This is a genomic window from Corynebacterium sanguinis, assembly GCF_007641235.1.
GTDB lineage: Bacteria > Actinomycetota > Actinomycetes > Mycobacteriales > Mycobacteriaceae > Corynebacterium > Corynebacterium sanguinis.
On sequence record NZ_CP038157.1, the window covers coordinates 1,324,663 to 1,348,989 of the forward strand.

The following is a 24,327-nucleotide window of genomic DNA, read 5'->3' on the forward strand; positions in this document are numbered from 1 at the left end:
CGCCGGGCAGATGACTGGCCGTGGCAGGTATTTTCAAAAGACTACGTAACTTAGAACCACTACAGGAGACATCCGTGAAAACAACCGTCGATAAGCTCAGCGACACCCGCGTCAAGCTGACCGTGAACGTGCCGTTCGACGAGCTCGGTGCCGAGATTGACCAGGCCTACCAAGCGATCGCCCAGCAGGTCACCATCCCCGGTTTCCGCCGTGGCAAGGCACCGCGCCAGCTTATCGACGCTCGCTTCGGCCGCGGCCCGGTGCTCGAGCAGGTTGTCAACGACATGCTGCCGACCCGCTACGAGCGCGCGATCACGGAAAACGAGCTCAACCCGCTCGGCCAGCCGCAGATCGACATCACCAAGATCGAGGACAACGAGGAGGTGCAGTTCACCGCCGAGGTCGACATCCGCCCCGAGATCACGGTGCCCGACTTCTCCGCCATCTCCGTCAACGTCGAGGCGCTCAGCGTTGACGACGACGCCGTGGACGCGGAGCTCGACAACCTGCGCGCCCGCTTCGGTGAGCTGAAGGACACCACCCGCAAGCTGAAGAAGGGTGACTTCGCCGTCATCGACCTGACCGCCGAGATCGACGGCGAGACCATCGACGAGGCCTCCACCGAGGGCCTGTCCTACGAGGTTGGCTCCGACGACCTCATCGAGGGCCTCGACAAGGCAGTCAAGGGCCTGAAGGCCGGCGAGGATGCCGAGTTCACCGCAACCATCGAGTACGGCGAGCACAAGGGCGAGGAAGCAGCCGTCAAGGTCCACGTGCAGCAGACCAAGGAGCGCATCCTGCCGGAGCTTGACGACGAGTTCGCGCAGATGGCTTCCGAGTTTGACACCGTCGAGGAGTTGCGCGAGTCCACCAAGACCCAGCTCGAGGAGACGAAGAAGGCCGAGCAGGCCGCGGAGATCCGCGACGAGGTGCTCAAGGCGGCCCTGGCGCAGTCCGAGTTCGCCCTGCCGGAGTCCATTGTGGAGGAGCAGGCGCACAACCAGCTGCACCAGCTCCTGGGCCAGATGGCGCACGACGAGAACGCGCTCGCCCAGCTTCTTGAGGCCCAGGGCACGACCCGCGAGGAGTTCGACGCCAAGACCCGCGAGCAGGCCGAAGAGTCCGTCCGCACCCAGCTCTTCCTCGATGCCCTTGCAGAGCAGGAGCAACCGGAGGTCTCCCAGCAGGAGCTGACCGACCACATCCTGTTCACCGCGCAGTCCTACGGCATGGACCCGAACCAGTTCGTCGCCCAGCTGCAGCAGTCCGGCCAGATTGCCAACCTCTTCTCCGACGTGCGTCGCGGCAAGGCGCTTGCCGCCGCGATCTCGCGTACGACCGTGACCGACTCCGAGGGCAACTCTGTCGACCCGAACGAGTACTTCGGCGAGATCGAGGACGAGTCCGCTGAGGAAAGCACCGCGTCCGAGGCCAACGAGTCCACTGAGTCCTCCGAGTCCTAAGCCGCCGCACGCAACCGTGTGAGACCCTCCGCTTCCTGGCGGGGGGTTTCCTTGTCAGCGAAAGCGCTCAACAAGCACTGCGTACGCCCGTAGCGAACACCGCTTCACAAGCCGAAACCGGCTAGTAGTGTGGTGGCATTGACCGCTGAACACTTTTTACGCCTAAGGAGCCAAAATGACTTCTCCGCAACCCGGAATGAACCTCGGCGACTCCGTCTACGAGCGCCTGCTGCGCGAGCGCATTATTTTTCTCGGCCAGCAGGTCGACGACGAGATCGCCAACAAGCTTTGCGCCCAGATCCTGCTTCTGTCCGCCGAGGATCCGACCCGCGACATCTCCCTCTACATCAATTCCCCGGGCGGATCCGTCACCGCAGGCATGGCCATTTACGACACCATGAAGTACTCGCCCTGCGACATTGCGACCTACGGGATGGGCCTGGCGGCTTCCATGGGCCAGTTCCTGCTTTCGGGAGGCACCAAGGGCAAGCGCTACGCCCTGCCGCACGCGCGCATCATGATGCACCAGCCCTCGGCGGGCGTCGGCGGCACGGCCGCGGACATCGCGATCCAGGCCGAGCAGTTCGCAGCGACGAAGCGCGAGATGGCCGAGCTCATCGCCGAGCACACCGGCCAGACGTTTGAGCAGATCACCAAGGACTCCGACCGAGACCGCTGGTTCACCGCTCAGGAAGCCAAGGAATACGGCATCGTCGACCACGTTATTTCGGACGCACGCCAGGCCACCGACGGAACCGTCGGCAACTAAGCAGAACAAGGAGACTTTTACCATGAATTTCCAGATGCCCACCTCCCGCTACGTTCTGCCGCAGTTTTTGGAGGAAACCTCCTTCGGCACGAAGCAGATCGACCCTTACGGCAAGCTCTTCGAAGAGCGCATCGTGTTTCTCGGCACCCAGGTAGACGACACCTCCGCCAACGATGTGATGGCGCAGCTGCTCGTGCTCGAATCGCAGGACCCGGATCGCGACATCACCATGTACATCAACTCTCCGGGTGGATCCTTCACCGCGCTGATGGCTATCTACGACACCATGCAGTACGTGCGCCCCGACGTGCAGACTGTCTGCCTGGGTCAGGCGGCATCGGCCGCCGCCGTGATCCTCGCCGCCGGCGCCCCCGGCAAGCGCGCAGCCCTTCCCAACTCGCGCGTGCTCATCCACCAGCCCGCGACCCAGGGCACGCAAGGCCAGGTTTCGGATCTGGAAATCCAGGCCGCGGAGATCGAGCGCATGCGTCGATTGATGGAGTCGACCTTGGCTGAGCACACCGGGCGCAGTGCCGAGCAGATCCGCAAAGACACCGACCGCGACAAGATCCTCACCGCCGACGAAGCCGCGGAGTACGGCATCATCGACCAGGTCTTCGACTACCGCAAGCTCAACCGTTAGGAGTACGAGGGCCCGCTGACGTGGGGAACATGGAGAAAATATCGCTAGGAACCCTGGGCGGGTCATCCTCGCGCACCTACGCCACCCGTGAAGTAACCGCAGAACAGGTGTCGCGCCGCGTGCACGTGGCCATCGCCATGTGGGAGGAGCCGTGGAAGTCCGGCAACGACGCGGAGCGCAAGGGTTGGATCATCGCGATCGACGGTGGCAAGAACCGGCGCAGCGTCTGCGAGGACGGGGTTGCCGAGCGCGACCCCGACCCGTTGGCGGTCGAGGCGCTCGAGGCCGAGCTGGCAAAACTGAACGTCTCAGCGCGCGACGTGTGGGTGGTCACGGGCAAGCGTCAGATCGCGCTGCGCTCGCTGCTGCAAAAGGCCGGGTTCGATGTGTCGGGGTCGTTCTCCCCGCAGAACCGGGCGGTCCGGCGCGCGACGAGTTTGATGCAGCGCCGGCGCAAGGCGACGTCGATACGCGTGCCTGAGGGCGAGCGGCGCAGGCGTCGTAAAGCGGCCCGCGAAGCAGCGCCGGAGACCCAGTGGTTGCCAAGCTACTCGCGCACCGAGGCGCGCGACGTCGATGCGGTCACTATCTCGTGCGACGCGTCGTCGGACACGCACTCCACGGGTAGCGTCTGCTTCGTCGCGTCGACGGGCGATTACGAGGTGGAGACGAAATCCACCACCGCGAGCATCGACGACCTCGAGCTGGTGGCGCTGACCAAGGCGCTGCGCTACGCCGTGCGCGTCGGTGCGCGAAGCGCGACGATCGAGAGCGACTCCGCCGGAGCGCTAGCCGCGGCCCACGAGATGCACAAGCGGGGAACCGACGGGCGCCGCCGTGGTGGCATTCGCGGCAACGTGCGCCGCGACTACTACGAAGCGTGGCGCGAGGCGTCTGAGTCGCTGGACCTCACCCTCAAGCGGGTCCTCGGTCACTCTGGCGACCCGCTGAACAAGGCCGCGGACCAGATCGCGTACCTGGCGATGCGCGCCTCAGTGCACCCCCAGGAGGCCTCCGAAGCCGCGTTGAAGAAGGGGATCGCGTCCTCGCTGGCGGAGGCAACGGAGGGCGGGGCGCCGCGGCGACGCAAGAGACGCCGCCGGGGGCGCAGAGGGCGCGGCCAAGCGCCGAAAACCACGTAATTACCACGGCCTTAAGCGCGGCTGGGCACGGCCAACTTGACCCCTTTACTAGAGTGAAGGGACACATACCCGAGACGAAGCGAGAGCAAAACCCGAATGGCACACATGCAAGAAAGCGCTGACCTGCTCAAGTGCTCCTTCTGCGGAAAGAGTCAGAAGCAGGTGAAGAAGCTCATCGCCGGCGGCGGTGTTTACATCTGTGACGAGTGCATCGAGCTGTGCAACGAAATCATCGAGGAAGAGCTCGCCGGCTCGCAGGGGGCCAACGACGCGGACGCGGAGAAGCTGCCCAAGCCCTCCGAGATCGTGGGTTTCCTCGACCAGTACGTCATTGGCCAGGACACGGCCAAGCGCACCCTCGCCGTCGCCGTGTACAACCACTACAAGCGCATCCGCTCGCAGTCCCCGGCCTCGCTGAGCAGCCGCAAGCGTGACGACGACGTCGAGATCGCCAAGTCGAACATCTTGCTTCTCGGGCCGACGGGTTCGGGCAAGACTTACCTCGCGCAGACGCTGGCGCGGATGCTCGACGTGCCGTTCGCTATCGCGGACGCCACCAGCCTGACCGAGGCCGGTTACGTGGGCGAGGACGTGGAAAACATCCTGCTCAAGCTGCTCCAAGCCGCCGATTTCGACGTCGATCGCGCCCAGCACGGCATTATCTACGTCGATGAGGTCGACAAGATCTCGCGCAAGTCCGAAAACCCGTCGATCACGCGTGATGTGTCGGGCGAGGGCGTCCAGCAAGCCCTGTTGAAGATCCTTGAGGGCACCGTCGCCTCCGTCCCGCCGCAGGGCGGCCGCAAGCACCCGAACCAAGAGTTCATCCAGATCGACACCACCAACATCTTGTTCATCGTCGCCGGCGCGTTCGCTGGGTTGGACAAGGTGATTGCCGAGCGCGTCGGCAAGCGCGGCATCGGCTTCGGCGCGGAGATCGACTCAAAGAGCGAGCGTGACGACGCCAACCTGCTGGGCAAGGTCATGCCCGGAGACCTTGTGAAGTTCGGGCTCATCCCCGAGTTCATTGGGCGCCTTCCCATCCTCGCCAACGTCGAGGACCTCGACCGCGACGCGCTCGTTCGCGTGCTCAAGGAGCCGAAGAACTCGCTGGTCAAGCAGTACGCCCGCCTGTTTACTCTCGACGGCGCGGAGCTGGAGATCACCGACGACGCGCTCGGCGAGATCGCGGACCGGGCGGCGGAGCGCAAGACCGGCGCGCGAGGCCTGCGCGCCATCATGGAAGAGCTGCTCGTCCCGGTCATGTTCGACCTGCCCGATCGCGAGGACGTCACCCGGGTGGTCATTAACGCGGCGGTCGTGCGCGGGGAGGCGGACCCGGAGTACGTCACCGAGGCGAAGTCAGAAGGAAAAACCGCCTAGCGGCTAGTACAGCTCGGGTTCCTCGATGCCGTAGGAATCCGAGGGCGCCGTGCTCGGCTGCGCCGGGGTGGCGGCGGCCTCCAGATAGCTGGCGTAGCCCGAGTCGGGGATGTTCGAGGTCAAAAACCCGAGCACCATGTCGATGGTCATGCGGCGCAGCCCTTCGGTGTTGCGTTGGTTGGTCAGCTTTATGTGGCCGAGTGCGAGCGACGCCTTGTGGCTGCTGATCCGAAACACACAGACCGAGGAGACGAGCAGCAGCACGTCCTCGGCGGAGATGCCGGGGCGAAACGCGCCCGAATCCTGCCCGAGTAAAAGCAGGCGCTCCATGTGCAGGACAACGTCGGAGTGGCCGTTGAGCGCGGCCGTTTCGCTCTGGTCAAGCACCGGGTCGAGGTTTTCGCGCAGCATCAGTGCCACGGCATCGGTGTTGTCCTGGAAGCGGTAGAAAATCGCGTCGATGAACCTGCGCATCCCCTCCACGGGTACGGCGTGGGAGCGGTTGAGCACGTCGGCGGGCGGGGTGATGCGCTGCATCGCGTGAGTCAGAGCGCGCCGGTAGAGGGCCTTCTTATCCACGAAGTGGTAGTGGATCATGCGCTTGGACATCCCGGATTGGCGGGAGATGTCGTCAAGCTTCGTGTTCGCGAACCCCTCCTTCGCGAACATCGTCAGCGCAACGTCAACAACGCGGTCGAGGCTCTCTCGGGTTTCGCCGCCGGGCGCGCGGGAGGCGAATCCGCCGAGCTCCGCGGCAGGGTCCGAGGAGAGATCCGCGCGTGGCGTGTGGGCCAAGGGTGCTCCTTTGAAAGTGCGTTTCGGGCAAGCGATCGTTGCAATGCACCCCCTATGGTGCCCGAAACCGACTGCCTATGTGCAAAAGCCCCGGCGAATACGACGCAAAAACGCCCGCGTTGCCACCTTTATGGGGGGGAGGAGGGCGTCGAAAAGCAGCCTATACTGGACGCGGAAGTCACCACCACGATCAGGCAGGACGCGCCATGAGCCACAACAGCACGACACAACCCGTCAACGTCGCCGTCTCGGGAGCGGGAGGCAACATCGCCTACTCGCTACTGTGGAGAATCGCCTCCGGCGATGTCTGGGGGCCCGAGCGCGCGATCAACCTGACCCTGCTGGAGATCCCGGACGCCGTGCACGTCGCCGAGGGCGTGGCCATGGAGCTGGCCGATTCCGCGTTTCCGCTGCTGAGCTCAATCAACGTCACCGATTCCGCCGAGCAGGCCTTCGACGGGGTCAACGCCGCCTTCCTGGTCGGCGCCAAGCCGCGCGGCAAGGGTGAGTCCCGCGAAGACCTGCTGGAGGCGAACGGGCGCATCTTCACGGAGCAGGGCCGCGCCCTCAACAGCGGCGCTGCCAGCGACGTTCGCGTGCTCGTCGTCGGCAACCCCGCGAACACCAACGCCTACATCGCCTCCAAGGCCGCGCCCGATATCCCCGGCGAGCACTTCAACGCGATGATGCGGCTGGACCACAACCGGGCGGCCTCGCAGCTTGCGGCCAAGCTCAATGTCCCCGTCGGCGACCTCGATGGCCTGGTGGTGTGGGGGAACCATTCCGATACGCAGTTCGCCGACATCGAGTACCTGCGCGCCGGGGGAGACAGTCTCAGCGACCGCGTCGACCGGCAGTGGTACCTCGACGAGTTCATCGGGCGCGTCGCCAAGCGTGGGGCGGAGATTATTGAGGTGCGCGGCTCGTCGTCGGCGGCCTCGGCGGCGTCGGCTGCCGTTGACCACATGCACGATTGGGTCGCTGGCACCGGCGGGAAGTGGACCACGGTGGCGCAGCCGTCGACAGGCGAGTACGGCGTCGACGAGGGCTTGGTGTTCGGCTTTCCCACCGTGGGCCTCAACGGGCGCTTCAGCGTCGTCGAGGGCCTTGAGCTGAGCGAGTTCCAGCGCGAGCGCATTGAGCGCAACATCGCCGCGCTGCGCGACGAGGCCGCCGTGGCCGATAGCCTGTTTCAGGGCGTCGCAACGCACGGCTAGACTAAGGCCCGTGACTGAACGAGATGACTTGGTAGGCAAAAACCGCGCCGACGCGCTGCCCAAAGCGTGGGAGCCGCGCGAGCACGAGCAGGCTCTTTACGACGGCTGGGTAGACAAGGGCTACTTCACCGCCGACCCGGCTTCCGGCAAGCCGACCTACTCCATCGTTCTGCCGCCGCCGAACGTCACCGGCCAGCTCCACATGGGCCACGCCTTGGACCACACGCTGATGGACGCGCTCGTGCGCCGCAAGCGCATGCAGGGCTTCGAGGTCCTGTGGCTGCCGGGCATGGACCACGCCGGGATTGCCACCCAGACCAAGGTCGAGGCCCAGCTCAAGGAGGACGAGGGCAAGGACCGCTACTCCCTAGGCCGCGAGGCGTTCGTCGACCGCGTCTGGGAGTGGAAGGAAAACTACGGCGGAACCATTGCGTCGCAGATGCGCGCGATCGGCGACAGCGTCGACTGGTCGCGCGAGCGCTTCACCCTCGACGAGGGGCTGTCGCGCGCGGTGCAGACAATTTTCAAACAGCTATTCGACGCCGGCCTGATCTACCGCGACTACCGCCTGGTCAACTGGTCCCCGGTGCTGGAGACCGCGGTGTCCGACATCGAGGTCATCTACAAGGACGTCGAGGGCGAGTTCGTCTCCATCCGCTACGGCTCGCTTAACGACGACGAGCCGCACCTCGTCGTGGCCACCACCCGCGTCGAAACGATGCTTGGCGACGTCGCCATCGCCGTCCACCCCGTCGACGAGCGCTACGCGCACCTCGTGGGCCAGACGTTTGAGCACCCGCTTCGCGACGACCTCACCCTGACCGTGATCGCGGACGACTACGTCGATATGGAGCTCGGCACCGGCGCGGTGAAAATCACCCCGGCGCACGACCCGAACGACTACGAAATGGGCCTGCGCCACGACCTGGACATGCCGATCATCATGGACACCGCCGGGCGCATCGCCGATACCGGCACCGAGTTCGACGGCATGAGCCGTGAGGAGGCTCGCGTTGCGGTGCGCGAGGCGCTGGCCGCCCAGGGCCGCATTGTCAAGGAGGTCCGCCCCTACGTCCACTCGGTGGGCCACTCCGAGCGATCCGGCGAGGCGATCGAGCCGCGCCTGTCGCTGCAGTGGTTTGTCAAGGTGGACAAGCTTGCCGCCATGGCCGGCGAGGCGGTGCGCTCCGGCGACACCGTGATCCACCCGGAGTCGATGCAGAAGCGCTACTTCGACTGGGTCGACAACATGCACGACTGGACCATCTCGCGCCAGCTGTGGTGGGGCCACCGCATCCCGATTTTCTACGGACCGAACGACGAGATCGTGTGCGTCGGCCCGGACGAGGAGCCGCCGGCGGGCTACACCCAGGACCCGGACGTGCTGGACACCTGGTTCTCCTCGGCGCTGTGGCCGTTTTCCACCATGGGCTGGCCGGAAAAGACGCCCGAGCTCGAGGCGTTCTACCCGACATCCGTGCTGGTCACTGCCTACGACATCCTGTTCTTCTGGGTCGCGCGCATGATGATGTTCGGCACGTTCGCCGCCACCCAAACCCCGGAGCTGTTCCCGGCGGGCAACGACGGGCGCCCCCAGGTTCCGTTCACCGACCTCTACCTCCACGGGCTGGTGCGCGACGAAAAGGGTCGCAAGATGTCGAAGTCGCTGGGCAACGGCATCGACCCGATGGACTGGGTGGAGCGCTTCGGCGCCGACGCCCTGCGCTTCGCCCTGGCGCGCGGCGCGAACCCCGGCATCGACCTGCCGATCGGCGAGGACAACGCACAGTCGGCCCGCAACTTCGCCACCAAGCTCTACAACGCCACCAAGTTCGCGCTACTCAACGGCGCCGCGGTGGGCCCGCTGCCGGCGCGCGCGGAGCTTACCGACGCCGACCGGTGGATCCTCGACCGCGCCGAGGAGGTGCGCGCCTCCGTCGACGCCTACCTGGATGACTACCAGTTCGCCAAGGCCAACGAGGAGCTGTATCACTTCGCGTGGGACGAGCTGTGCGACTGGTACCTGGAGATTGCCAAGACCCAGATCCCGCGCGACGCAGAGTCAGCGAGCGATGCCGAGCGAGCCCGCGGTCGCAGCACACAGATCGTGCTTGGCCGCGTGATCGACGTCGTGCTGCGCCTGCTGCATCCGACGATGCCGTTTGTCACCGAGGTGCTGTGGACCGCGCTGACCGAGCAGGAGTCGCTCTCCCTCGCGCCGTGGCCCACCGCCGAGGACACCAACGGAGGCGCGGAGAGGGACACGCAGTCTCGCCGCCGCATCCAGGACGCGGTCAAGCTGATCACCGAGCTGCGCCGCTTCCGCTCCGACCAGGGGGTCAAGCCCTCGCAGAAGGTGCCGGCCCGCCTCGACTTTGCCCGCGCCGACCTCGCCGGCCAGGAGGATTTGGTGCGCTCGATCGCGAAGGTGGAGACTCCTGAGCGTGAGTTTGAGGCGTCGGCAAGCGTTGAAGTGCGCCTAAGCCAGGCGACGCTTGACGTGGCGCTGGATACCTCGGGCACCGTCGACATCGCCGCCGAGCGCAAGCGGCTGAGCAAAGAGCTCGCTGAGGCCGAAAAGGAGCTCGAGACCACCGGCAAGAAGCTGGGCATCGAGTCTTTCTTGGCCAAGGCACCGGCCGAGGTCGTGGAGAAGATCAAGGCCCGCCGCCAGATCGCGCAGGAAGAGTTCGAACGCATCAGCGCTCGCCTCGAGTCCCTGCCGGAGGCCTAAATGGTCAACGACGCTACCGGCGACTTCGCCGATCTGGGTGACCTGCCGCAGGACTACGACATTTCGCTGGAGGACACGGGCCTGAAGCTCAACCTCGGTGGCCTAGGCGACGAACCCACCGACGAGGAGGCGAAACCCCGCCCGGTGACCGAGCACGACATCGCCGAGCTGCGACGCGTGGAGGCCGAGCTGCTCAAAAGGTGGGGTGAAACGGAGATTGACCCGACGCTCGATCGCGTCCGCCTCGTGATGGACTACCTGGGCGAGCCGCAGACGTCTTTCCGCTCCATCCACGTCGCGGGCACGAACGGCAAAACGTCGACGACGCGGATGATCGAGTCTCTGCTGCGCGCCTTCGGCCACCGGGTCGGCCGCACGACGAGCCCCCACCTGCAGCTGATCACCGAGCGCATCGGCATCGACGGCGCCCCCATCCACCCGGCGCAGTTCGTTGCCATCTACGACCAGGTCGCGCCGTACATGGAGCTGGCGGATCAGCACAGCGGCCAGCGCCTGAGCTACTTCGAGGCGCTGATCTGCCTGGCCTACGCCGCGTTCGCCGACGCCCCCGTGGAGGTCGCCGTGGTTGAAGTCGGCATGGGCGGGCGCTGGGACGCCACCAACGTCATCGAGGCCGACGTCAACGTGATCATGCCGATCGGCCTCGACCACACCGACTACCTCGGCGAGACGCTGACCGAGATCGCGGGGGAGAAGGCCGGGATTATCACCAACCCGGACTCAGTCACGATTATCGCCGACCAGGAACCGGAGGCGATGCGCGTGGTGCTCGAGGCCGCCGTGGAGACCGGCTCGGCCGTCGCGCGCCTGGGCAGCGAGTTCACGGTGGCCGAGGCGACGGTCGCCGTGGGTGGTCAGAACCTCACGTTGAAGGGGCTCGGCGGGGAGTACACCAACATCTTCCTGCCGCTGTCCGGTCCGCACCAGGCCCGCAACGCGGCCGTCGCGCTCGCCGCGGTGGAGGCGTTCCACGGCGCGAGCTCCGAGCGTCCCCTCGACGCTGACACCGTGCGTCGCGGCTTCGCCAGCGTGGAGTCACCGGGCCGTCTGGAGCGCGTGCGCGCCACGCCGACGACGTTCATCGACGCCACCCACAACCCGCATGGGGCCCGCGCGCTTGCCGACGCCCTTGCCAACGACTTCGATTTCACACGCCTCATCGGTGTCCTCGGCGTGCTCGGCGACAAGGACGCCACAGGCATCCTCGCCGCCCTTGAGCCCGTGTTCACCGAGGTGGTAATCACGCAAAATACCTCGCCGCGCGCGATAGACGCCTACGAGCTGGCGGAGCTGGCGCGCGAGATTTACGGCGACGAGCGGGTGCACGTGGTTACCCGCCTTGCCGATGCCTACGAGCTCGCCGTGGAGCTTGCCGAGGACGCGCTCGCCGAGGTGGGCGTGCAATCAGGATCCGGTGTTGTGATTACCGGGTCCGTCGTCACGGCGGGCGAGGCCCGCACCATGTTTGGAAAGGAACCCTAAATGAGCTCCAAAAGGACGTCCCGGCCGCAGACGAGCCCGCTGGGCCCCGGTCACGCGCCGGTCAAAGACCCCTTAAAGGGGCTTAACGGCGTGCTCTCGGGCACGCTGATCATGGAGGCGCTCACTGTCTTTCTGATCCTGCTCGTTGTGCTCAAGGTTGACGGTGGCGCGCACTGGACCACGTTCAACTGGGTCTACATCACCGTTATCGGGCTCGCGCACGTGGTCATGGCGTTCTTGCAGCGGCTGCCCGGTGCGCTGTGGATTAACCTGGCGCTGCAGATTCCGCTGGTCTTCGGGTTTTTCGTGCATTGGTCCGTCACGGCCGTCGGCGTGATGTTCGCCGTGGTGTGGTTCTTCATCATCCGTCTGCGCGCGGACATTATCGCCCGCATGGAGCGCGGCTTTCTGGTCACCCAGCACCTGGGAACGGCAGACGATTCCTAGCCGGGTGTATTAGGTGCACCGCCGCTACCCGGCGGTGTGACTTCCGTTAGACTGGGAAGGACATGTAACGCAGTAGCCTAAAACTCCGAAGGAGCGGCATGTCCGAATCTATTTACATCACTAACGCCAAGCGCACCCCTATCGGTACGTTCGGCGGATCCCTGTCGAAGTTCCACACCACCGAGCTCGGTGCGTTTGCCGCCAAGGCCGTCATCGACGACTCCGGCGTGCCGGCGGATCAGTTCGATTCCGCCGTGTGGGCCAATGTGGTCACCTCCGCGCCGCGCGACCTGTTCACCTCGCGCTCCGTCGCACTTGAGGCTGGGCTTCCGCAGGGCTCGCATGCCTACGGCGTCAACCGCCTCTGCGGCTCCGGCGTGCAGGCCGCGATCAGCGCGGCTCAGCAGATCCACAGCGACGATTCCCGTCTCACCCTCGTTGGTGGCGTCGAGGTCATGAGCCAGGCGCCCTACTCCGTCGAGGGCATGCGCCAGGGCCGCAAGATGGGCGACGGCAAGCTGGTTGACTGGCTGACCGGCGCCCTGACCGACCCGATGGGCAACGGCATCATGGGCATCACCGCGGAGAACGTCGCAGCGAAGTACGGCATCTCCCGCGAGCGCCAAGACGAGTTCGCTCTGCAGTCGCAGACCCGCGCCGCCGATGCCATCGCTAACGGGCGCTTCGAGGAGCAGATCATCCCCGTCGGCGATTTCACCACCGACGAGCACCCGCGCCAGACGTCCGCAGAGAAGCTCGCTGGCCTGCGCCCGTCCTTTGCCAAGGAGGGCACGGTTACCCCGGGTAACTCCTCCGGCATCAACGACGCCGCCGCAGCGCTCGTGCTCACCGGCGAGTCCGGCCTGAAGGACTTCGGCCTGAACCCGCTGGCCAAGATCGTTTCCTGGGGCGTTGCTGGCTGCGACCCGAAGTACATGGGCCTGGGCCCGACCGTCGCCGTGCCGCGTGCGCTGGACAAGGCTGGCCTGAAGTTGTCCGACATCAAGCTCATCGAGTCGAACGAGGCGTTCGCCGCCCAGGCGATCGCGGTGTCCGACGAGCTCGGCTTCGACAACGACAAGACCAACATCAACGGCGGCGCCATCGCACTGGGCCACCCGATTGGTGCAACCGGCGTCATCCTGATCACCAAGCTCATCCACTCCCTGAAGGACGCCGGCGGCGGACTCGGCCTTGTCACCGCCTGCATCGGTGGCGGCCAGGGAATCGCTCTCATTCTGGAGGTTTAATCACACATGACACGCGAGTTGCAAAAGATTAAAACCGCAGCAGTCCTCGGCGCTGGCTCCATGGGTGCCGGCATCGCCGCGCTTCTTGCCAGCGGCGGCATTAAGGTCCACCTGCTGGACCTGCCCGCCGACGGTGAGGACCGCGACGAGCGCGCCCGCAAAGGAATTGAAACCCAGGTCAAGCGCCACGGTTTCACCCGCCCCGAGTACGCCGAGCGCGTCGTCCCGGGCAACACGGAGGATCACCTCGACCGCCTTGCTGAGGCCGAGTGGATCGTCGAGGCTGTCTTCGAGGACATCGACGTCAAGCGCGACACCTTTGCCAAGGTGGACAAGCACCGCACCCCGGGCACCCCGGTGACGTCGAACACCTCGACCATCCCGCTTGAGACCCTGCTGGCGGAGTCCAGCGATGAGTTCAAGGGCGACTTCGCCATCACCCACTTCTTCAACCCGCCGCGCGTGATGCGCCTGGTTGAGCTGGTCCAGGGCCCCGACACCCGCCCGGAGATCGCCGACGCCCTGCGCCAGGTCCTCGAGCGTGACTTGGGCAAGGTCGTCGTCGACTGCCGCGACACCCCAGGCTTCATCGCCAACCGCATTGGTACTTTCTGGATGGGTGCCGGCGCGCAGGTCGCATTCGAGCAGGGCATCGCCCCGGAGCAGGCTGACACCGCCTTCGGCAAGCCCTTCGGTATCCCGCGCACCGGCGTGTTCGGCCTGTTCGACTACGTCGGCCTGCAGGTCGCTCCCCACATTTGGGGCACGCTGCTCAAGGCCCTGCCTGCCGACGACGCGATGCAGGACTTCGGCGTAACCGACTCCCCGCAGTTCAAGGAGCTGCTGGAGAAGGGCTACACCGGCCGCACCGCTGAGTCCGGTTTCTACCGCGGCCGCGACGAGGTCTACGACTTCGAGGCGCACGACTACCGCCCGAAGAAGTCCTACGAGGTGCCCAAGAGCGCTCGCGAGCTCATGGAATCGGATACGCCCGAGGGCCACTACGCCCGCGAACTGTTCCGCCTGACCTTGAAGTACTGCTGCGACACAGCCGAGGAGATCGCCTCCACGGTTGAGCAGATCGACGTGACCATGGAGCTCGGCTACGGCTGGAAGAAGGGCCCGTTCGCGCTTGCCGACTCCATCGGCCTCGACTACGTCGCGTCGCTGTACGACACGCCGCCGGCGCTGCTCGCCGCGGCACAGGCTGCCGGCGGGTTCTACGTCGACGGCCAGGTGCTGAGCACCAGCGGCGAGCTGACCCAGCGCGCCGACCGCGAGGGCGTCGTGCGCATCTCCGAACTCGTTGAGGGTGCGCAAGTCGTTGCCGAGAACGCGGGCGCGACGGTGTACAAGCTTGACGACGGCATCGGCGTGTTCGTGTACAAGACGCCGCTGAACTCCTCCACGGACGACGTCACCGAGCTGTTCACCAAGGCGGGCGAGTGGGACCTCAAGGCCCTCGTGATCGCCAACGACGAGGAGCGCGCGTTCTCCGCGGGCGCTAACCTGCCGCGCCTGGCCGAGATCTCCGGCCCCAACGGCGACCCGGAGGCTCGCAAGGCCACCATCCGCCAGGGCATCGACGGGTTGCACGCTTTGCGACGCGCCCCGTACCCCGTCGTCGGCGCTGTCCGCGGCGTCGCTCTCGGCGGCGGCATGGAGCTGCTGCTGCACACCGACGCCTCCGTCATCCACGGCGAGACCCGCGTTGGCTTCCCGGAGCGCAACGTCGGCCTGTTCCCGGCATGGTCCGGCCCGGTCCGACTGCTTGAGCGCCTTCTGGAGCTCGGCGTTCCGAACGCGCACAAGGTCGCCTACGACGCGCTGCTCAACGTGCGCCCAGTGCCCGCGTTCAACGTCGACTTCTGGCGCAAGAACGACCGCGTAATCATGAGCCCCGACCACGTTGTCGAGCAGGCGCTTGATCTCGCTCGCTCGCTTGTCGACGGCTACACCGCCCCCGCCGACGCGGAACTGCCCCTGACCTCGGAGACGCTCGAGTACACGGACGGCTCCGAGACCGACCGTGCGATCGGCGAGGCTCTGGCCTCGGTCTTCGCTGGTGAGGGCAAGGCCACCGAGGCGGAGCTGGCTGACCGCCAGGTTACGGCAGCATCGGACGTTCTCGCGCGACAGGAAAACGCTGATCGCGCTGAGCACATGGCGAAGACCCGCAAGCCGCTGAACAACTAGCGCACGTGAGGTGCACTTAGCGCCCGCCCCCGGATCTGTTGTGCCGGGGGCGGGCGCTGTTATTTTGTCTTGGGGTGAAGATGTCAGCGTGTTTTAGTGCGTGTGGTGCTCCAGTTTTGCGCTGAGATCTTCGGGGGGAAGAGCTCAGCGCACTGTTGATGCCTGCAGCGCCCCAAATTTAGGCTGAGATCTTCCCGGTGAAGATGTCAACGTATTTTTGATGCCTGCAACGCCCCAAACCCATGCTGACATCTTCCAGCAAAAACCTACCGGTAAGCACTAACCCCGGTGATCGTCTTGCCAACGATCAGAGACTGGATCGTGTCGGTGCCTTCGTAGGTGTGCAGTGCTTCGATATCGGCGAAGTGCCTGATCACGTCGTTTTCGAGCAGGATGCCGACGCCGCCGAACATGTCGCGCGCGTTGGCGGCTACGCGTCGCGCACCACGCGTGTTGTGCACCTTCGCGAGCGCAGCTTGCTTTTCGTTAAGCGTGCCGGCTTCTTCGAGATCGAGCAGGCGCTTGCAGTACAGGGCCATGCCGGTGACATCCATGAGCATGTCTGCCAGGCGCTGCTGGATGATCTGGTTTTTGATCAGCGGCCGGCCGAACTGGTGACGCTCGGAGGCGTAGTCGAGCGCTTTCTCATAGCAGTCAATCGCAAGCCCGAGCGCACTCCACGCCACGCCGAGGCGCGTGCCGGTGAGGATGCCCGCGGTGTCCCTAAACGAGTTCGCACCCGGCAGGCGCCGATCCTCGGAGACCCGAACGTCGTTGAGCTTGATGTGCGCCTGCGGCAGCCCACGGAAGGACGCCTTGCCCGTGATGGTTTCAGCGCTGTACCCGGGGGCGTCCTGGTCGACTATGAAGCCGCCGACCTCGCCGTCGTCCTTACGCGCCCAGACGATCGCGATGTGTCCGACGGAGCCGTGGCCGATCCACTTCTTTTCGCCGTTGATGACCCAGTCGTCGCCGTCGCGCGTGGCGGTGGTTTCCAGCGCCACAGAGTCGGAGCCGTGGTTGGGCTCCGTCAGCGCAAACGCGCCACGGATCTCCATACGAGACATGGGGCCGAGGTACTTCTTTTTCTGCTCCTCAGAGCCGAGGCTGTTGATCGACTGCATCGCCAGGCCCGCTTGGACGAGGGGAGCGGTGGCGGTGGAGGCGTCGCAACGCGAAAGCTCCATGGTGATCAACCGGTTGGCGCGGATCGACATGGGGCGCTCGCCCTCGATGTCGATGCCGTCGCGCACGAGCCCGCGCCGTGCTGCCTCATCGATGGCGGGGATGTTGTACTCGGCTTTCTCCCAAGCCTCGTTGACCTGCGGGTAAACCCACTGAGCGTAGTCGCGGGCTGCGCGCCACCACTCGAGGTCGTCGCCGTCGATGTCCGCGAAGACCTGGTAGTAGTCGGCGCGGGGGAGGATGAGTTCTTGGGGTGAGAGTGCCACGTGGTTCCTTCTTCTAGTCGATTTCGCGCAGCGCACGGCGCAGGATTTTGCCGGAGGGGTTCTTCGGGATCTCGTCGATGAAGTCGACGGCGCGCACCTTCTTGTAAGGGGTGACGCGCTCGGCGACCCAGTCCATGATTTCCTCGGCGGTCAGTTCCGCGTCCGCTTGCTTGACGACGAACGCGCGCGGGATTTCCAGCCCATCACGCTCAACGCCGACGACGCCGACGTCCTTGATGCCGGGGTGGGTCAGCAGCACGGCTTCGAGCTCGGCCGGGGCAACCTGGTAGCCCTTGTACTTGATCACTTCCTTGGCGCGGTCGACGATGATCAGGTCCATCTGCTCGTTGAAGTAGGCGATGTCTCCGGTGCGCAACCAGCCGCCGTCGATAAGCGTTTCGGCGTTTGCCTTGGGGTTGTTGATGTAGCCCTTCATCACCTGGGGGCCGCGGACGAGGACTTCGCCGCGCTCGGTGGGGGCGACGTCGGCAAGCGTGTCGGCGTCGACAAGGCGAAGCTCGGTGTTCGGAATCGGCATGCCGACGCTCGCACCCGCGCTGACCCCGTGCTTGCACGATGTCACGAGCGGCGAGGCCTCGGTCATGCCCCAGCCCTGAATGACGCGCGTGTCTAGGCGCTTTTCCACCTCGCTGAGGGTCGCCTCGCTCAGCGGCGCGGCGCCGCACATGACGAGTTCGAGGGAGCTGAAGCCTTCAACGCGTATCGACGGCTCCTTGGCCAGCATCACCGCCATCGGCGGGGCGATGAACGTCAGCTGGATACCGTGCTCCTCGTGCGCGCTGAGGAACTGCTGCTGGTCGAACTTCGGCATGGTGAACAGGTGCATCCGGTCAAGCAGCGGGCCAAGCAGAATGATCGTGAACCCGTAGATGTGGGAGAACGGCAGCACAGCCAGGATCTTCACGCCGTGGGTGATGCCGTTTTCGGCGAGCATGAAGTTCGATTGCACGATGTTCGCGGCCAAGTTGCGGTGCGTGAGCATCACGCCCTTGGGAAAGCCCGTTGTGCCGGACGAGAAGGGCAGCGCGGCGAGGGACTCCGGATCGACGTCGACCTCGGGTGCTTCCTGCCCGCGTGCGACGACGTCTGCGAGCTCCATCGAGAAGATCTGCGGGATGGACTCCATGTTCGTCGGGCCAATGAACAGGGAAGAGTTCGACGCCTCAATGATGTGCGCGACATCCGACTGGTTCATCAGCATCCCGACCGGGCTGACGCAGGCGCCTACCTTCGCCGCACCGAGCAGTGCGATTGCGAAGTTGATCGAGTTCGGGACCTGCAGTGTCACGGTGTCACCGACGCCGATGCCGCGGGCGTGCAGGTCGCCGGCGATGGCGTCGGAACGCTGCTTCAGCTCGCCGTAGGTGACGCTGGCGCCGGTGGTGACCTCGGTCATCGCAGGAAGGGCTGCGTCTTCCTCGCTCAGATCATCGAAGATGAGCGAGTAGATGTCCTTGTTGGGAATCTCGAGGTCGGGGAACGGGCTGCTGATAATGCCATCAGCGTATGTGGCTTGGGCCATAATGGGCTCCTCTGTGTGACGGGTAACGCACCAGTTGTTAGTTCTATCAGAGAAACTGCTCGTGCGTAGCCTGTTGGCCTGAAAAAATCAGGTGAAGGAGCTTGGGTGTGGGGGAGATGCCTGGGCGTTTTTCTGTTTGTGATGCGCCGGGTTTGTGTTGGGGTCTTTTTAAGGAAGAGCTCAGGGCGTTTTTGATGCCGGAAACGTCCCGAATTCACGCTGAGATCTTCGAGTCGAAGATATCAGCGCATTTTTGATGCCTGCAGCGCCCCAAATTTAGGCTGAGATCTTCCCGGTGAAGATGTCAACGCTTTTTTGATGCCTGCAACGCCCCAAACCCATGCTGACATCTTCCAGCAAAAACCTACCGGTAAGCACTAACCCCGGTGATCGTCTTGCCAACGATCAGAGACTGGATCGTGTCGGTGCCTTCGTAGGTGTGCAGTGCTTCGATATCGGCGAAGTGCCTGATCACGTCGTTTTCGAGCAGGATGCCGACGCCGCCGAACATGTCGCGCGCGTTGGCGGCTACGCGTCGCGCACCACGCGTGTTGTGCACCTTCGCGAGCGCAGCTTGCTTTTCGTTAAGCGTGCCGGCTTCTTCGAGATCGAGCAGGCGCTTGCAGTACAGGGCCATGCCGGTGACATCCATGAGCATGTCTGCCAGGCGCTGCTGGATGATCTGGTTTTTGATCAGCGGCCGGCCGAACTGGTGACGCTCGGAGGCGTACTTTAACGCCTTCTCGTAGCAGTCGATCGCCATGCCAAGGGCGCTCCAGGCCACGCCCAAACGCGTTCCACCCAGCACCGCGGCGGTGTCGCGGAACGTGCGGGCGCCGGGGAGGCGGCGGTCGTCGGGCACGCGGACGTCGTTAAGCGTGATGTGTGCCTGGGGGATTCCGCGCAGCGACGCCTTGCCCTCGATCGTTTTTGCGTGGTAGCCGGGGGCGTCCTGGTCGACTATGAAGCCGCCGACCTCGCCGTCGTCCTTACGCGCCCAGACGATCGCGATGTGTCCGACGGAGCCGTGGCCGATCCACTTCTTTTCGCCGTTGATGACCCAGTCGTCGCCGTCGCGCTTCGCAGTCGTCTCCAGAGCCACAGAGTCGGAGCCGTGATCCGGCTCAGTCAACGCGAACGCGCCGCGGATCTCCATGCGCGCCATCGGGCCGAGGTACTTCTTCTTCTGCTCCTCAGAGCCGAGGCTGTTGATCGACTGCATCGCCAGGCCAGCCTGGACGATCACTGCCGTCGCCGTCGACGCGTCACACCGGGCCAGCTCCAACGCCACGAGGCGGTTCGCGCGGATCGACATGGGGCGCTCGCCCTCGATGTCAATGCCGTCGCGGATCAGACCGCGTCGCGCCGCCTCCTCGATGGCGGGGATGTTGTACTCGGCTTTCTCCCAAGCCTCGTTGACCTGCGGGTAAACCCACTGCGCGTAGTCGCGGGCTGCGCGCCACCACTCGAGGTCGTCGCCGTCGACGTCGGCGAATACCTGGTAGTAGTCGGCGCGGGCGTCGAGAAGATGGTGCTTAGCTGCGGATTCAGTCATGTCTTTTTACCTTTCGTGTGGAAAAGCCCCAACGGATCGATGTCCATTGGGGCTGTCGTTGAAGCGTCAGGCGGGGTTAGCTGGTGAACGCGCCGACGCCGGTGATGGACTTGCCCACGATAAGCGACTGCATGGTGTCCGTGCCCTCGTAGGTGTGCAGGGTCTCAATGTCGGTGAAGTGGCGGATCACGTCGTTTTCGAGCAGGATGCCCACGCCGCCGAACATGTCGCGCGCGTTGGCGGCAACGCGGCGAGCGGCGCGCGTGTTGTGCACCTTGGCCAGGGCGGCCTGCTGCTCGGTGACCTCGCCGGACTCCTCCAGCTCAAGCAGGCGCTTGCAGTACAGAGCCATGCCGGTGACATCCATCAGCATGTCAGCGAGGCGCTGCTGGATGATCTGGTTCTTGATCAGCGGGCGGCCGAACTGGTGGCGCTCGGAGGCGTACTTCAGGGCCTTCTCGTAGCAGTCGATGGCCAGGCCGAGGGCGCTCCAGGCCACGCCGATGCGGGTGCTCATGAGCACCTGTGCGGTGTCGCGGAAGGACTTGCAGCCCGGCAGGCGGCGGTCGTCGGAAACGCGCACGTTGTTGAGCTTGATCTCAGCCTGGGGGATACCGCGCAGGGAACCCTTGCCGGTGATCGTGGTGGCCTCGTAGCCCTCCTGGTCCTGGTCGACGATGAAGGCGCCGACCTTGCCGTCTTCCATGCGGGCGTAGACCACGGTGATGTGGCCGACGGAGCCGTGGCCGATCCACTTCTTCTCGCCGTTGATGACCCAGTCGTCACCGTCGCGGACGGCGGTGGTCTCCAGGGCGATGGAGTCGGAGCCGTGATCCGGCTCGGTCAGGGCGAACGCGCCGCGGATCTCCATGCGCGACATCGGGCCGAGGTACTTGGCCTTCTGCTCGTCGGTGCCGAACGAGTTGATTGACTGCATGGCCAGACCAGCCTGGACACCGAATGCGGTGGCGGTGGAGGCGTCGAGACGCGAGGCCTCCATGCCGATTATGCGCTTTGCGCGGATGCTCATCGCGGGCTGGCCCTCGATGTCGATGCCGTCGCGGATCAGGCCGCGACGTGCTGCTTCCTCAGCGCCGGGGATGTTGTACTCGGCCTTCTCCCACGCGTCGTTGACGAAGGGGCGGGCGAACTCGCAGAAGTCGCGAGCCTTCTTCCACCATTCGAGGTCCTCGCCCTCGATGTCCTCGAAGACGCGGTAGTAGTCGGTGCGGGGGTCGAGCGGGATGCCTTGGAACGGCTTGAACTCGGTGGTGTCTGACACTGGAACAACCTCCATTGTGTTGTCTAAATCGGAACTACTGCTCATTGTGACTCATGTCGCAATGTTGCGCAACTAATTTGTACCGTTTTTCGCTGTCTACTTCGTCACTATCTTAATGCGCTGCTCACACCGGGTAGCGCGCAGTTACACTTTGCCCCATGCGCACCCTCTGGTTTGTATTCGCCGCCGTCTTCTCCCTCGTCGCTCTGGCGGGCAGCTGGTTCGCCCTCCCCGGGTGGGTTTCGGTGGTCGCCATCATCCTCGCGGCCGTGTTTCTCCTGCTCGGGTTCTACGACACATTCCAGAACCGGGTGGAAGAGCCCATCGCGTTCGACGAGGTGCAGGAGGAGACGATCCGCCAGATGAAGGCCGAGGGCAATACGTCGCTGGCGATCCGGCAGGTACAGATGTGGTTTCGCTACGCCTCGGCCGAGGATGCTGCACGCGCGGTGCGCGAGCTGTAGCCACGTTTAGTAGGGTAAGCAATCATGACTGAACGCACTCTCATCCTTATCAAGCCGGACGGCGTTACCAATGGGCACGTCGGCGAAATCATCACCCGCATCGAGCGCAAGGGCCTGAAGCTCGTCGAGCTCGACCTGCGCACCGCGGACCGCGAGACCGCGGAGAAGCACTACGCCGAGCACTCCGATAAGCCGTTCTTCGGCGAGCTCGTGGACTTCATCACGTCCGCTCCGCTTGTGGCCGGCATCGTCGAGGGTGAGTCCGCCATCGCCGCGTGGCGCCAGCTCGCCGGTGGTACCCACCCGGTGGAGAAGGCCACCCCGGGCACGATCCGCGGCGACTTCGCTCTCAGCGTCGCCGAGAACGTCGTCCACGGCTCCGACTCGGTGGAGTCCGCCGAGCGCGAGATCGCCATCTGGTTCCCGAACAAGTAGCACTTCGCTTTTCGACGCCCCCACGCCGCCGCCACCCGCGCGCGGCGTGTTTTGTTTTGCCGCCCTTACATATCGCAGGGGGTGTGAACGCGCGGTAAACCCGCGGCGAAGTCTTGGCCAACACTGCGCACCCGTGTTGCGGTCGCGCGGGGGCCATTGAACGATGAGCCTATGTCTTCGCAGTCTTTCCCCCGCCGTTCCTTCATCGTCGGCTCCGGCGTTGCCGCCGCAAGCGTCGCCGCCGCCCCGTACGCCTCCGCGCAGCTCTCCTCGGATCTGTCCTCGGCAGCCCAGGGCTCGTCGATCGCCAGCGGCCGCGTCCTGCCTGGCGCGCCCGAGTCCGAATACTCGCACTTCATGCACGGTGTCGCCTCGGGCGACCCGACGCCGGTGTCGGTGATCCTGTGGACGCGCGTGACCGTCAGCCCGGAAGCCACCCCGGGCTCCGGCGTTGGCGAGGCCGCGACCGTCGGCTGGGAGGTCGCGACTGCACCGGATTTCGACACCGTGGTGCGCTCTGGCAGCGTGACCACGAGGGCGGACGTCGACCACACCGTCCACGTCGACCCCAACGGTTTGCAGCCGGGCACCGTGTACTTCTACCGGTTTAGCTACAACGGTGTGTACTCGGCGGTCGGCCGCACCAAGACCGCCCCAGCGTATGAGGCCACGGTGGATCAGGTGAACTTCGCGCTGGCCTCGTGCGCAAACTGGGAGGCGGGCTACTTCGCCGCCTACCGCGACATGGCCGAGCGCGCCGAGCGCGACGAGTTCGACGCAGTCGTGTTCCTGGGCGATTACATCTACGAGTACGAGACCGGCGGCTACGTCGGCAAAAGCGGCACCTCGCGCGTGCACACCCCGCACAATGAGACCATCACGCTGACGGACTACCGAGCCCGTCACGGCCGCTACAAGCAGGATCTCGCGCTGCAGCGCGCGCACGCGGCGGCGCCGTGGATTGTCATCTGGGATGACCACGAGACGGCCAACAACTCGTGGCGCGACGGCGCGGAAAACCACACGGCGGGCACGGAGGGGCCGTGGTTGGAGCGTCGAAACGCGGGCCAGCAGGCTTACTTCGAGTGGCTGCCGGTGCGCGCCACGCGCCCGTCCGAAGGCGGCCACATCTACCGCAACCTGCAGTTCGGCAGCCTGGTCAACCTGACAATCATGGATCTGCGCACTTACCGCGACGAGGAGCCCTCCCGCTTTGCCGCCACTGCCGAGGGCCGCGAGATGCTCGGCTCGGAGCAGTTCGACTGGCTCTCTTCCGTGGTGCGCAACTCCAACACCACCTGGAACGTGATGGGCAACTCGGTGATGATTGCCCCGCTGACCCTCGGCGCGATGGCGGAGACCAGCTCCGAGGCGTCCATGGTCAACCGCCTCATCGAGGACTTCTCCACCCTGGTTGCGGGCATTCCGATGAACCCGGACCAGTGGGACGGCTACGCTTGGGCCCGCAACCGACTTTTTGACGAGCTCGCCGCCGACGACGCCAACGTGCTCTTCCTCACCGGCGACATTCACACCGAGTGGGCGAACTCGATCGTGCACAACGGACAGGAGATTGGTTGTGAGCTGGTGACGTCGTCGATTAGCGCGGCGAACGTCGGCGACACGGTGACCACCTACACCAAGGTTTACCACCCGGAAAACAACCCGGTCTCCCTGCTCGCGGAGGATTTCCTGCGCAAGCTCAACCCGGCTGTGAAGCACGTGGACCTTGACGCCCACGGCTACGCCGTCGCGCGCATCCGCCCGACGGAGGTCGGCATGGAGTTCTACCGCGTGGCGGACTACGAAAACCCGGAGTCCCCGGTCGGGGTGGCAGCGACGTACACCTGGCGCGCCGGCGTCGGCTACGTCTAAGGGGCGCTGGCCGGTTCGCTGTGCCACAATAGGCGGTGAAGCGTCGCGCGCATCTGCGCGGTGACGCTTGAAAAGCTTACAACCGCATCCCGGGACGGGGCGGCACTGTGCGGCGGCGGCGACGAAGTAGATCGCCAGCGCCCGGTGCCCGCCCGCGCAGCCCGGACAATGAATGGAGAT

19 protein-coding genes are annotated in these 24,327 nt (G+C 65.1%); 14 read left to right on the forward strand and 5 right to left on the reverse strand.

The genetic code is table 11. The features are described 5' to 3' along the window. The first annotated feature begins 74 nt into the window (after positions 1-74). The 5 genes from tig to clpX all read left to right on the forward strand — a co-directional run bounded on the left by tig (position 75) and on the right by clpX (position 5,400). A complete protein-coding gene (tig, locus tag E3227_RS06485) occupies positions 75-1,463 on the forward strand; it encodes a trigger factor (RefSeq protein WP_144317937.1) in 1,389 nt (462 codons plus the stop codon). Between the two features lie 175 nt (positions 1,464-1,638). Further along, the gene (locus E3227_RS06490; RefSeq protein ID WP_040422464.1) at positions 1,639-2,232 is read left to right on the forward strand and encodes an ATP-dependent Clp protease proteolytic subunit; all 594 of its coding nucleotides are present in this window, start codon (positions 1,639-1,641) and stop codon (positions 2,230-2,232) included. 22 nt (positions 2,233-2,254) lie between these two features. Beyond that, positions 2,255-2,875 carry an ATP-dependent Clp protease proteolytic subunit gene (locus E3227_RS06495; protein ID WP_144317938.1) on the forward strand — a complete coding sequence of 207 codons (621 nt, stop codon included), beginning with the start codon at positions 2,255-2,257 and terminating at the stop codon, positions 2,873-2,875. Positions 2,876-2,904: 29 nt separating this feature from the next. Next, entirely contained in the window at positions 2,905-4,017 is a 1,113-nt protein-coding gene (locus E3227_RS06500) for a ribonuclease HI (RefSeq protein WP_144317939.1), read from the forward strand. Between the two features lie 96 nt (positions 4,018-4,113). Next, positions 4,114-5,400 carry an ATP-dependent Clp protease ATP-binding subunit ClpX gene (gene clpX, locus E3227_RS06505; RefSeq protein ID WP_144317940.1) on the forward strand — a complete coding sequence of 429 codons (1,287 nt, stop codon included), beginning with the start codon at positions 4,114-4,116 and terminating at the stop codon, positions 5,398-5,400. A gap of 3 nt (positions 5,401-5,403) precedes the next feature. Here clpX and E3227_RS06510 read toward each other — a convergent pair whose 3' ends face one another. Continuing rightward, positions 5,404-6,195: a TetR/AcrR family transcriptional regulator gene (locus E3227_RS06510; protein ID WP_144317941.1), complete on the reverse strand. Its 792-nt coding sequence runs from the start codon at positions 6,193-6,195 to the stop codon at positions 5,404-5,406. Positions 6,196-6,401: 206 nt separating this feature from the next. Between E3227_RS06510 and E3227_RS06515 the strand changes: the two genes are divergently transcribed. The 6 genes from E3227_RS06515 to E3227_RS06540 all read left to right on the forward strand — a co-directional run bounded on the left by E3227_RS06515 (position 6,402) and on the right by E3227_RS06540 (position 15,542). Beyond that, entirely contained in the window at positions 6,402-7,412 is a 1,011-nt protein-coding gene (locus E3227_RS06515) for a malate dehydrogenase (protein WP_144317942.1), read from the forward strand. Positions 7,413-7,422: 10 nt separating this feature from the next. Beyond that, positions 7,423-10,146: a valine--tRNA ligase gene (locus E3227_RS06520; protein WP_144317943.1), complete on the forward strand. Its 2,724-nt coding sequence runs from the start codon at positions 7,423-7,425 to the stop codon at positions 10,144-10,146. Next, positions 10,147-11,649, forward strand: a complete 1,503-nt coding sequence (gene folC / locus E3227_RS06525) for a bifunctional tetrahydrofolate synthase/dihydrofolate synthase (protein ID WP_144317944.1) — start codon at positions 10,147-10,149, stop codon at positions 11,647-11,649. Further along, on the forward strand, positions 11,650-12,096 hold the full coding sequence (locus E3227_RS06530; RefSeq protein WP_144317945.1) for a DUF4233 domain-containing protein: 447 nt from the start codon (positions 11,650-11,652) through the stop codon (positions 12,094-12,096). It abuts the gene before it with no gap. Positions 12,097-12,194: 98 nt separating this feature from the next. Then, positions 12,195-13,346: a thiolase family protein gene (locus tag E3227_RS06535; RefSeq protein WP_144317946.1), complete on the forward strand. Its 1,152-nt coding sequence runs from the start codon at positions 12,195-12,197 to the stop codon at positions 13,344-13,346. A gap of 6 nt (positions 13,347-13,352) precedes the next feature. After that, complete coding sequence (locus E3227_RS06540; protein WP_144317947.1) at positions 13,353-15,542, forward strand: 3-hydroxyacyl-CoA dehydrogenase/enoyl-CoA hydratase family protein; 2,190 nt, start codon at positions 13,353-13,355, stop codon at positions 15,540-15,542. 266 nt (positions 15,543-15,808) lie between these two features. Here the strand turns inward: E3227_RS06540 and E3227_RS06545 are convergent, their stop codons facing one another. From E3227_RS06545 to E3227_RS06560, 4 genes are all read right to left on the reverse strand, one after another. Beyond that, positions 15,809-16,993, reverse strand: coding sequence for an acyl-CoA dehydrogenase family protein (locus E3227_RS06545; RefSeq protein WP_144317948.1), 1,185 nt, complete (start codon positions 16,991-16,993; stop codon positions 15,809-15,811). 13 nt (positions 16,994-17,006) lie between these two features. Continuing rightward, positions 17,007-18,536, reverse strand: a complete 1,530-nt coding sequence (locus E3227_RS06550; protein WP_144317949.1) for an AMP-binding protein — start codon at positions 18,534-18,536, stop codon at positions 17,007-17,009. A 364-nt stretch (positions 18,537-18,900) separates the two neighbouring features. Further along, entirely contained in the window at positions 18,901-20,091 is a 1,191-nt protein-coding gene (locus E3227_RS06555) for an acyl-CoA dehydrogenase family protein (RefSeq protein ID WP_144317950.1), read from the reverse strand. 76 nt (positions 20,092-20,167) lie between these two features. Then, positions 20,168-21,373, reverse strand: a complete 1,206-nt coding sequence (locus E3227_RS06560) for an acyl-CoA dehydrogenase family protein (protein ID WP_152035103.1) — start codon at positions 21,371-21,373, stop codon at positions 20,168-20,170. 158 nt (positions 21,374-21,531) lie between these two features. Here E3227_RS06560 and E3227_RS06565 point away from each other — a divergent pair, with 158 nt between their 5' ends. The 3 genes from E3227_RS06565 to E3227_RS06575 all read left to right on the forward strand — a co-directional run bounded on the left by E3227_RS06565 (position 21,532) and on the right by E3227_RS06575 (position 24,147). After that, the gene (locus E3227_RS06565) at positions 21,532-21,837 is read left to right on the forward strand and encodes a hypothetical protein (RefSeq protein ID WP_144317952.1); all 306 of its coding nucleotides are present in this window, start codon (positions 21,532-21,534) and stop codon (positions 21,835-21,837) included. A gap of 24 nt (positions 21,838-21,861) precedes the next feature. After that, a complete protein-coding gene (gene ndk / locus E3227_RS06570; protein ID WP_144317953.1) occupies positions 21,862-22,272 on the forward strand; it encodes a nucleoside-diphosphate kinase in 411 nt (136 codons plus the stop codon). Positions 22,273-22,443: 171 nt separating this feature from the next. Further along, the gene (locus tag E3227_RS06575) at positions 22,444-24,147 is read left to right on the forward strand and encodes an alkaline phosphatase D family protein (RefSeq protein ID WP_144317954.1); all 1,704 of its coding nucleotides are present in this window, start codon (positions 22,444-22,446) and stop codon (positions 24,145-24,147) included. Positions 24,148-24,327 lie beyond the last annotated feature (180 nt).

What these genes read in the sequence shown, in the direction of transcription:
- E3227_RS06490 (WP_040422464.1), top strand. Translation starts at nt 1,639, where the DNA reads ATGACTTCTCCGCAACCCGGAATGAACCTCGGCGACTCCGTCTACGAG.
- E3227_RS06495 (WP_144317938.1), top strand. Translation starts at nt 2,255, where the DNA reads ATGAATTTCCAGATGCCCACCTCCCGCTACGTTCTGCCGCAGTTTTTG.
- E3227_RS06500 (WP_144317939.1), top strand. Translation starts at nt 2,905, where the DNA reads ATGGAGAAAATATCGCTAGGAACCCTGGGCGGGTCATCCTCGCGCACC.
- clpX (WP_144317940.1), top strand. Translation starts at nt 4,114, where the DNA reads ATGGCACACATGCAAGAAAGCGCTGACCTGCTCAAGTGCTCCTTCTGC.
- E3227_RS06515 (WP_144317942.1), top strand. Translation starts at nt 6,402, where the DNA reads ATGAGCCACAACAGCACGACACAACCCGTCAACGTCGCCGTCTCGGGA.
- folC (WP_144317944.1), top strand. Translation starts at nt 10,147, where the DNA reads ATGGTCAACGACGCTACCGGCGACTTCGCCGATCTGGGTGACCTGCCG.
- E3227_RS06530 (WP_144317945.1), top strand. Translation starts at nt 11,650, where the DNA reads ATGAGCTCCAAAAGGACGTCCCGGCCGCAGACGAGCCCGCTGGGCCCC.
- E3227_RS06535 (WP_144317946.1), top strand. Translation starts at nt 12,195, where the DNA reads ATGTCCGAATCTATTTACATCACTAACGCCAAGCGCACCCCTATCGGT.
- E3227_RS06540 (WP_144317947.1), top strand. Translation starts at nt 13,353, where the DNA reads ATGACACGCGAGTTGCAAAAGATTAAAACCGCAGCAGTCCTCGGCGCT.
- E3227_RS06550 (WP_144317949.1), bottom strand. Translation starts at nt 18,536, where the DNA reads ATGGCCCAAGCCACATACGCTGATGGCATTATCAGCAGCCCGTTCCCC.
- E3227_RS06555 (WP_144317950.1), bottom strand. Translation starts at nt 20,091, where the DNA reads ATGACTGAATCCGCAGCTAAGCACCATCTTCTCGACGCCCGCGCCGAC.
- E3227_RS06565 (WP_144317952.1), top strand. Translation starts at nt 21,532, where the DNA reads ATGCGCACCCTCTGGTTTGTATTCGCCGCCGTCTTCTCCCTCGTCGCT.
- ndk (WP_144317953.1), top strand. Translation starts at nt 21,862, where the DNA reads ATGACTGAACGCACTCTCATCCTTATCAAGCCGGACGGCGTTACCAAT.
- E3227_RS06575 (WP_144317954.1), top strand. Translation starts at nt 22,444, where the DNA reads ATGTCTTCGCAGTCTTTCCCCCGCCGTTCCTTCATCGTCGGCTCCGGC.